The organism is Turicibacter sp., assembly GCF_017941855.1.
Taxonomy (GTDB): Bacteria; Bacillota_I; Bacilli_A; order MOL361; family Turicibacteraceae; genus Turicibacter; species Turicibacter sanguinis.
The window spans coordinates 1-6,999 of record NZ_JAGAVR010000080.1; the positions used below are offsets into that span (position 1 = coordinate 1).

General features: G+C 33.5%; 11 protein-coding genes. 10 read left to right on the top strand and 1 reads right to left on the bottom strand.

Annotated features, from left to right (window positions below; genetic code table 11):
* Positions 1-340: 340 nt before the first annotated feature.
* The 6 genes from J6D32_RS09280 to J6D32_RS09305 all read left to right on the top strand — a co-directional run bounded on the left by J6D32_RS09280 (position 341) and on the right by J6D32_RS09305 (position 3,763).
* Entirely contained in the window at positions 341-805 is a 465-nt protein-coding gene (locus J6D32_RS09280) for a hypothetical protein (RefSeq protein ID WP_229098545.1), read from the top strand.
* 224 nt (positions 806-1,029) lie between these two features.
* Entirely contained in the window at positions 1,030-1,404 is a 375-nt protein-coding gene (locus J6D32_RS09285; RefSeq protein ID WP_229098544.1) for a hypothetical protein, read from the top strand.
* An 84-nt stretch (positions 1,405-1,488) separates the two neighbouring features.
* Complete coding sequence (locus J6D32_RS09290) at positions 1,489-2,859, top strand: SIR2 family protein (RefSeq protein WP_006783261.1); 1,371 nt, start codon at positions 1,489-1,491, stop codon at positions 2,857-2,859.
* A gap of 27 nt (positions 2,860-2,886) precedes the next feature.
* On the top strand, positions 2,887-3,234 hold the full coding sequence (locus J6D32_RS09295) for an IS1096 element passenger TnpR family protein (RefSeq protein WP_287467598.1): 348 nt from the start codon (positions 2,887-2,889) through the stop codon (positions 3,232-3,234).
* Positions 3,227-3,361, top strand: coding sequence for a plasmid pRiA4b ORF-3 family protein (locus J6D32_RS09300; protein WP_229098543.1), 135 nt, complete (start codon positions 3,227-3,229; stop codon positions 3,359-3,361). Before J6D32_RS09295 ends, J6D32_RS09300 begins: the two co-directional genes overlap by 8 nt.
* 72 nt (positions 3,362-3,433) lie before the next feature.
* Positions 3,434-3,763 carry a hypothetical protein gene (locus tag J6D32_RS09305; protein WP_055165517.1) on the top strand — a complete coding sequence of 110 codons (330 nt, stop codon included), beginning with the start codon at positions 3,434-3,436 and terminating at the stop codon, positions 3,761-3,763.
* A 16-nt stretch (positions 3,764-3,779) separates the two neighbouring features.
* Here J6D32_RS09305 and J6D32_RS09310 read toward each other — a convergent pair whose 3' ends face one another.
* Positions 3,780-3,977, bottom strand: coding sequence for a DUF4177 domain-containing protein (locus J6D32_RS09310; protein ID WP_009607488.1), 198 nt, complete (start codon positions 3,975-3,977; stop codon positions 3,780-3,782).
* A 170-nt stretch (positions 3,978-4,147) separates the two neighbouring features.
* Here J6D32_RS09310 and J6D32_RS09315 point away from each other — a divergent pair, with 170 nt between their 5' ends.
* From J6D32_RS09315 to J6D32_RS09330, 4 genes are all read left to right on the top strand, one after another.
* Positions 4,148-4,567 (top strand): GNAT family N-acetyltransferase, encoded by a 420-nt coding sequence (locus tag J6D32_RS09315; RefSeq protein ID WP_055165514.1) that lies wholly within the window; start codon positions 4,148-4,150, stop codon positions 4,565-4,567.
* Positions 4,568-4,664: 97 nt separating this feature from the next.
* Positions 4,665-5,705, top strand: a complete 1,041-nt coding sequence (locus tag J6D32_RS09320; RefSeq protein ID WP_055165511.1) for a ParA family protein — start codon at positions 4,665-4,667, stop codon at positions 5,703-5,705.
* Between the two features lie 12 nt (positions 5,706-5,717).
* Entirely contained in the window at positions 5,718-6,233 is a 516-nt protein-coding gene (locus J6D32_RS09325; RefSeq protein WP_055165508.1) for a hypothetical protein, read from the top strand.
* Positions 6,234-6,267: 34 nt separating this feature from the next.
* Positions 6,268-6,648: a hypothetical protein gene (locus J6D32_RS09330; RefSeq protein WP_006783254.1), complete on the top strand. Its 381-nt coding sequence runs from the start codon at positions 6,268-6,270 to the stop codon at positions 6,646-6,648.
* Positions 6,649-6,999: the final 351 nt, after the last annotated feature.

Genomic DNA, 6,999 nt, shown 5'->3' on the forward strand with positions numbered 1-6,999 from the left:
TAGCTCAATTGTAAATTGAGCTCTTAGCATTCGTCCACTAGTGAGGGGTTCCCTGTCCTAGTGAGCTTAACAGAATAGCTGATTAATGAAAAAAATATATATTTAAGTTCACTAGGTTTTCTCCACTGATAGGGTTATACCTTATTGTAGACTGGTGTTGATTTAAATGAAACCGTAAATTCATATTAAATGACTGACCTAGACTTGAAAATTACGAACTCGTAGATACTCATTATTGGTGGATGAAATATAAATTAAGTATTTGCGATATGACATTTAATAGAGTTTCATAGTATGAGACAAGAGAGAAATATTTCTCTCTTTTTAATTGGGAGGAAGTATGAAAAAAGAAGATAAATGGAATGGTATTTGTATTTCTGGAGCCTTTATTTTTATATTAGGTTTCTTGTATTTAAATCCAGATTACTTAGGAAACAGAGTAGTCAATGGGATAATTTCAACTCTATCTGGTATTATTGGTATTGTTGGTCTCACTGTTGAATTGAGTAAGTTAATGAAGAAGAAGATAGATGGATTAATAGATTTAGGGAGTGGGTGTTTTTTTATAGTGATATGGTGGGTAATTTATGATAACTGGAATTATGCATTTTTAAATTTTTTGATTCTATTTTTCTTATTCTTTGGAGTTTATGGGATTTTAAATGGAGTAGCAAAAATAATTGAAAGCATTCGAAGTAGTTCTGCTACTTTTAGCTTCAAATCAATCGGAATTATGACTGCTAATTTAGCTGTTTTTTTATTAACTGTTTTACAGATTGTACAAATTGTGTTACCTCCTAGTTAAGAATGCATAATTCATTCTAGTAGATGAGTGTAGCTTTAACTTATGATACAATTATGTTGAACTATACTGATTGAATTTGAAGTTGGAAATGGCACCCAAAGCGCTACTTTAAAGTAGTAACTAGAGATGTAGGATACGCCGCCCTACCAAGTTTAATCAATGGAAAAGGGAAGAGAAATCTTCTCTTTTTTCTTTGTCCAAAGATCGATATAATGAGGATATTTGTGGATAAAGGAATGCTATGGATGGCTCAAGAAATGATGGATAAATGGATTGAGGAAATTCAGGAAGAGTTAAAGAATATAGATAAAATTAAGTTGGGTGAATGTAGTAAACTAATTCAAGAATTTGTTTCTCATTGTTTGATGAGTGAAAGTGGGATGTTTTTCTTAGAGAGAGATGTTTTTAAAAGTCGTGTAGCAGATGGAACTTTAACTCGACAGATGTGGGAAGAATTTGAAGATGATTTAGTTAAGTATGGTGATTTGCTAGATCGTTGTATTGAAGTTTATGGTGATTTTGATTCATTATTGGTAGACGATGATTTAGATTGTGCTATTATTTGTTATCTGGCATTCCCTTATTATTTTAACAATTGATAAAAGGGTCAACTTTTGTTTTGATAATAATCGTGTATATGGTAATATATTAAGATTAGATATTAGGACTTGGAGGTTACTGAAATGGCAAAAAATATTGTGATTAATGAGTTTTCGACTGCTCTGGTTCAGAAAAAGGGAGCAATTTTTATTGGAGCAGGCATTTCGGTTCCTTCTGGTTTTAAGAGTTGGGTTGAATTATTAAGGGAGATGCAGGAAGATATTGATTTAGAGATTGATGATCATTTAGATTTAACAGAGGTTGCTCAATTTATTGTTAATAATAATTTAAATAATAAGGGTCGTATTTTGAATAAGATTGTAGAGTGTTATACGACGACAGATGGGATTTATAGTAATAAGTATCATAAGGTGTTGGCGCAGATGAATGTGACGACGATTTGGACGACGAATTATGATACGCTTTTAGAGGAATCTTTTCGTCATGTTTCAACTGTGATTCGACGTTGTGATACGGATTTGTTACCGATTGTGGATATCGATCAGAAGGTTGAAATTATTAAGATGCATGGTAGTGTCGATAGTCCATCGCCTGAGAATTTAGTTATTACGAAGGAGGATTATGAGGATTATTTTTACACGCATCCATTAACGACGGAACGTCTTAAAAATGATTTGTTGAATAAGTCGTTTTTATTTATTGGATATAGTTATCGTGATTCGAATATTCGCTCGATTATGACACAGATTCGACAACTTTGTAGTCGTGGGACGCGAACTCATTATATGGTGGTTGAAAAAGAGAAGAATGTGAATTCATATAAGCTTCAAAAGCTCTGGGCAAAGGATTTAGAGCGTTTTGGGATTAAAACGTATATTTATGAGAATGCGGATCAGAGTCATCGTGAGTTGCTTGAGATAATGGAGAGTATTGCTCAGAAGTCAAAGGGGAATACATTGTTTGTAACAGGGAGTCATACGGTAGAAGAAAGTGCGTTCCTCGAGGAACTTGGTGTTGAATTGGCTAGAATTAAGAATTTAACGTTAATTAATGGGCAGTCTAAAGGCGTCGCTAATATTGTGTTAAAAAGTTTTATTGACGAGTGTTTGAATTTAGGTCAATCTGTTCAAAATCGAATTGAGATTTATGCCAATCCTTGTGCTCATAATGAAGATTGGGAAACGAAAGAGGAGTATGGAGCATTGCTTGAAAGTTTTAAGTATCGTTTAGTTAGACAGACGCAGATTATGATTGTGCTTCCAGGTTCTTATGGAACGAAGGCTGAAATTGAGAAGGCAAAGCAGTTAGGAACAATCATTATTCCTATTATTACAGAAGATCGTAATGAGTTGATTGATGAGTTGTTAGAAAATATAAATATTGTTGAGAGACTGAAGATATTCTCTCCATCTCTATACCATAGCCTAAAAAATGAGCAGTTAACGACGGTTGATGAAGTTATTGAATGTGTGAAAAATATTTTAGCAGTTTAAAGGCAATGATATGAGAAGGCATATCAGGTGAAACTTTCGTTAAATGAGTTAGAGGTCTGGCGACGTGTCGTATTTCCAGCAGATATTACGTTTTATGGGCTACATCGTGTGATTCAATATAGTATGGGATGGTTCGAAAGTCACTTGTATGAATTTGAGGTACAGTCAGAGAAGTTAGTTATTGTCGATAGTAAGGAGCAAGCAGAAGAGCTAGCTTTTTATAATTCACAGCCAGCTTATGATGGACGTGTTAAGGAACCTAAGATATTTAGAACTAGTCGCGGTGTGAAAATGGATTGTTATTTAAATGAGTCATGTTCGATGTGTTTAGATGGAGATGAGGCTTGCCTACCTGAGATTAGTTGTGATGAGTGATTGTAATCATCCAGATTATGAAGAAATCATGGAGTGGTTAGAGGATGCTCAGTATGAAGATTTCAATTTAAAAAATACAAATCATTGGATGAAAGAGTTGAAGTTAAAGCGTGCGAAGAAAAGCTAGTTTATGAGTTAAACTAGCTTTTTTTGAGTGGTATAATTAATCTATTGATTAAGGATAAAGGGGAGTAGACGGATGAGGAGAGGTTTGAAGATAGTTGGATTATTACCATTTGGGGTACATTTAATTTTTTGTATAGGGATAGGATTCTTGGGTTCGCTTATTTGGAGTGTGGCCATTCCTTTGTTAATTACGTTGTTTGTAGCAGGTCATGGTTTATGTAGTCCAAATAAAAAGTGGCGTGTAGCGGGATGGAGTTCACTGATTTTACTAACGCTAGTGCTTTGTTATTTAGGGTTTAACAATGATTATTTTTATTTGTCAGAGGTTTATATAGCCGGTTTTTATTTTATTTACTTCTCAGTTGTTTATGGACTGAATATGCTGCAAAGAAAAAGACCGTGAATGGATTTCACGGTCTTTAATTTTTATTTTTTCTAAAGATTAGGTTGTAGCAATTTTGGAGTCTTGTTGATTGTGTATTGTTGGTTGTCATTTTGACGAATTGCCATCCGTCTTTTTTTTGTTTTTCAATGGTATGTTCAATTTCGTGTGTCATGTCTTGGAAGGAGTCCTTTTGTTTTAGAAATGGAACGGTAATCAGTTTGTATTCAATCAATAGTATAGCCCCCTATTTTTTAGAGTCTTTAATATATATGCGATTTGATATTTTTTTAGAACGTTAGCGCTATTTTGCAAAATATTAGTGTAATTTCGACTCATATATTAATTTTAAGTTCGAAAAATGATATAATTTTTGATAACGCTTATAAATGGGGGATACAACGTATGATGACTTTAATTAAAGATGTTAGTTTAGATTCTAGGGTAGAGAGTTTATTAGCATATGCGACGGATTCTAATAAGGTAACATCTGCATATGAAAGATATTTGGCGGATGAATGTTGTCTGCTTTATGGTTATGAAGTTGAGGGTGAGCTTGTTGGGGTTGTCGGAGTCCAGTTAACAGATCCTTATGAGGCTGAGATTTTGCAGATCGCAGTCGATCCGGATCATCGTGGATGTGGAATTGGGAAGCATATGCTTTCCTATTTGGCGAAGTGGCATGAGTTGACGAAGGTAATCGCCAAAACCGATGCACAGGCTGTTGAATTTTATCGCACGCTTGGGTTTACGACACAGAGTTTAGGTGAGATGGATCCAGCTTGTGAACGTTTTTGTTGTGAATTTGATTTTGATAAAAGATAGTGTTTGGAAGCTATCTTTTTTTTATTGGCTTTAATAATTAAGGAGGTCAGTTAATATAATGAATGGATAGCAAAATGTTTGTAACGGGGGAGAGGTTATGGGGAAAGCAAAGATTATTTCGGTGATTAATTATAAGGGCGGCGTTGGTAAGACGGTTAGTGCATTTAATATTGCAGCGGGATTAAATTTTTTGAATCATCATTCAGTCTTATTAATTGATTTAGATCCACAGTGTTCGTTGAGTCGCATTTGTTTGCGAGCGTATAGCAATACTACTAGGAAACAAATAGGATTGAGTAAATTAAGTGAAGAGGAGACTATCAATTATGTTTTTAAAACATATTTAAATCAAGATATTTTAGATTTTGAAACAAAAATTGATTTAGAAAAACTCATTAAAAAAGATTTTTATACAGGCGGAAAGTATCGATTAAATCATTTCGACTTTATTCCGTGTTCAATGTTTATGGCAGACTCTAGTTCCTATATTCGTGGACTTGATGATCTTGAAGGGGATATTAAACGAAAGTATAGTCAGGGATTAAATACGACACTTCAACAAGTTACCCTTTTAGCAAAATTTTTAAGAGACTATAAATTAGATGGAAAATATGATTTCATCATTTTTGATTGTCCCCCAGCTAATAATATGATTACACAAAATGCTTTAGTGGTCTCTGATTATTACCTAATTCCTATCATGATGGATGATATGGGAGTACAAGGCGTTCATCATGTTCAAAATATTGTTGAAAAGACATTTATTAGAGAAATAATAAATGAATATCAAACCATTATTAAGTCAAGCCCAACGACATCCTATTTTAAATTTTTTAAGGACGGGACTCCGAAGTTATTAGGTGTATTCGAAACGTTAAAGAAAACAGGAAGTAATACAGAGCAGCCTAGGCTAACTCTTAAAAGAGGGGCACCTAACATATTTGTATTCGATTCGATTATCTATCATCAGATTGAAATGTCACATTTAATTGATGAAGGGGATTGTTGTTTTATAAAAAGTAAGAGTAAAGTAAAAACTCCATTAAATGAAGCGTATGGAAATTTGGTGTTTGAAATTCTCGAAAGCTTACATGTTCCTAAAAAGCCAAATGCGCGAAAAGTAACAGATGTTTTATAGAGGAGATTAGTAATGAAAGATATTATAAAGGCATTAAAAGTTTACCAAGAAATATATAAATTAATGACAGGTCAGCAATGTGAAAAAGTTAGGGGTTTTATCGAGTTTCTCAAACCATATGAGCGAAAAAGTTTTGAGGAATTTCAATTTAATTTAGCAAAAGATATTGAGCCTAAAAAAAGTAGGAAGATTGCTAAAGTTGATGTAGTACAGTTAGGAAAAGATTTTTATGAGATGAAGCAGCTTAACTCTACTAATTCAGAGGTTACAGATTATATTGAATTAGCTGAGAATGTTAAAATCAAGGAAGTTTTAACTGGGGATTTAAGTCGGGCATATGCCACCATAGAAGGATGGGATTTGAAGACTATAAATGTGAGTCAATTGAACTTTTTAGGCTATGCTCTTTTAAATAGTGAGTTACGAGGAAAGACGAAGAAAGATAGAAAGAAAAATTTACTTCAGTTATTATGGAAAGTCATTGAGACTGAAAAAATGAATGAAATTTACGAAAATAACCTATTATAAAGTGTAGTAAAAATTCCTGTTAGGGGGATTGGTGATGAAAGCTTTATGGTTAATTGTTTTTTGTTTGTTGGTCGGATGTTCACCTGCTAAATCTCATGCTGTCATGGAGTATGATGTGAGTAAGTTACCGAGTGATTTTGGTGGTGATGAGGTTTATTCGATTGGATTGAATAGTCAAGGGATGCCTGTTTTTATTGATCCGGAGAAAGCATTTGAGCAAGCCTTGATTGATTATAAGGATGGCTTTAAGGCGATTCAACGTGAGTTTTATTTGTTGCCGGTGAGTCACTTTACGTGGAAAGATTATAAGGCGTATGGATGGCAATTGACTCATGAAGATGATCAGATTGTTGAACAGGGATATGAGATTTCACGATTTTTTGATATCTATGAAAATAGTTTTTGCTCAGACTGATAAGGTTTGGGCTTTTTTTATTAAGGGGACTAAAATTTTATGAAATATCATAACTAAGCGAAAGAAACTGTTATCTTATTTGTTTAGGAGAATAGTAATGACAAGTTATCAAGTTAAGAAATCTTAAAAATGGGTGATGATTGCTCATTTTTTTGTTTGCGTTTTTGTCGAATTAAGGTAAAATATGAAGATACTATATCAAAAGGGGATTTTGAGATGAAGAAATTGATGGAGAGTTGTCTTGAAGATATCGAGTTTGTGGAGCGCCAGTTAGTTGACTTTAACGAGTCACATGTTCCATTTGAATTGACGGTCCCTTTTAATCAGTTTAATCAGCATATTAAAGATGAA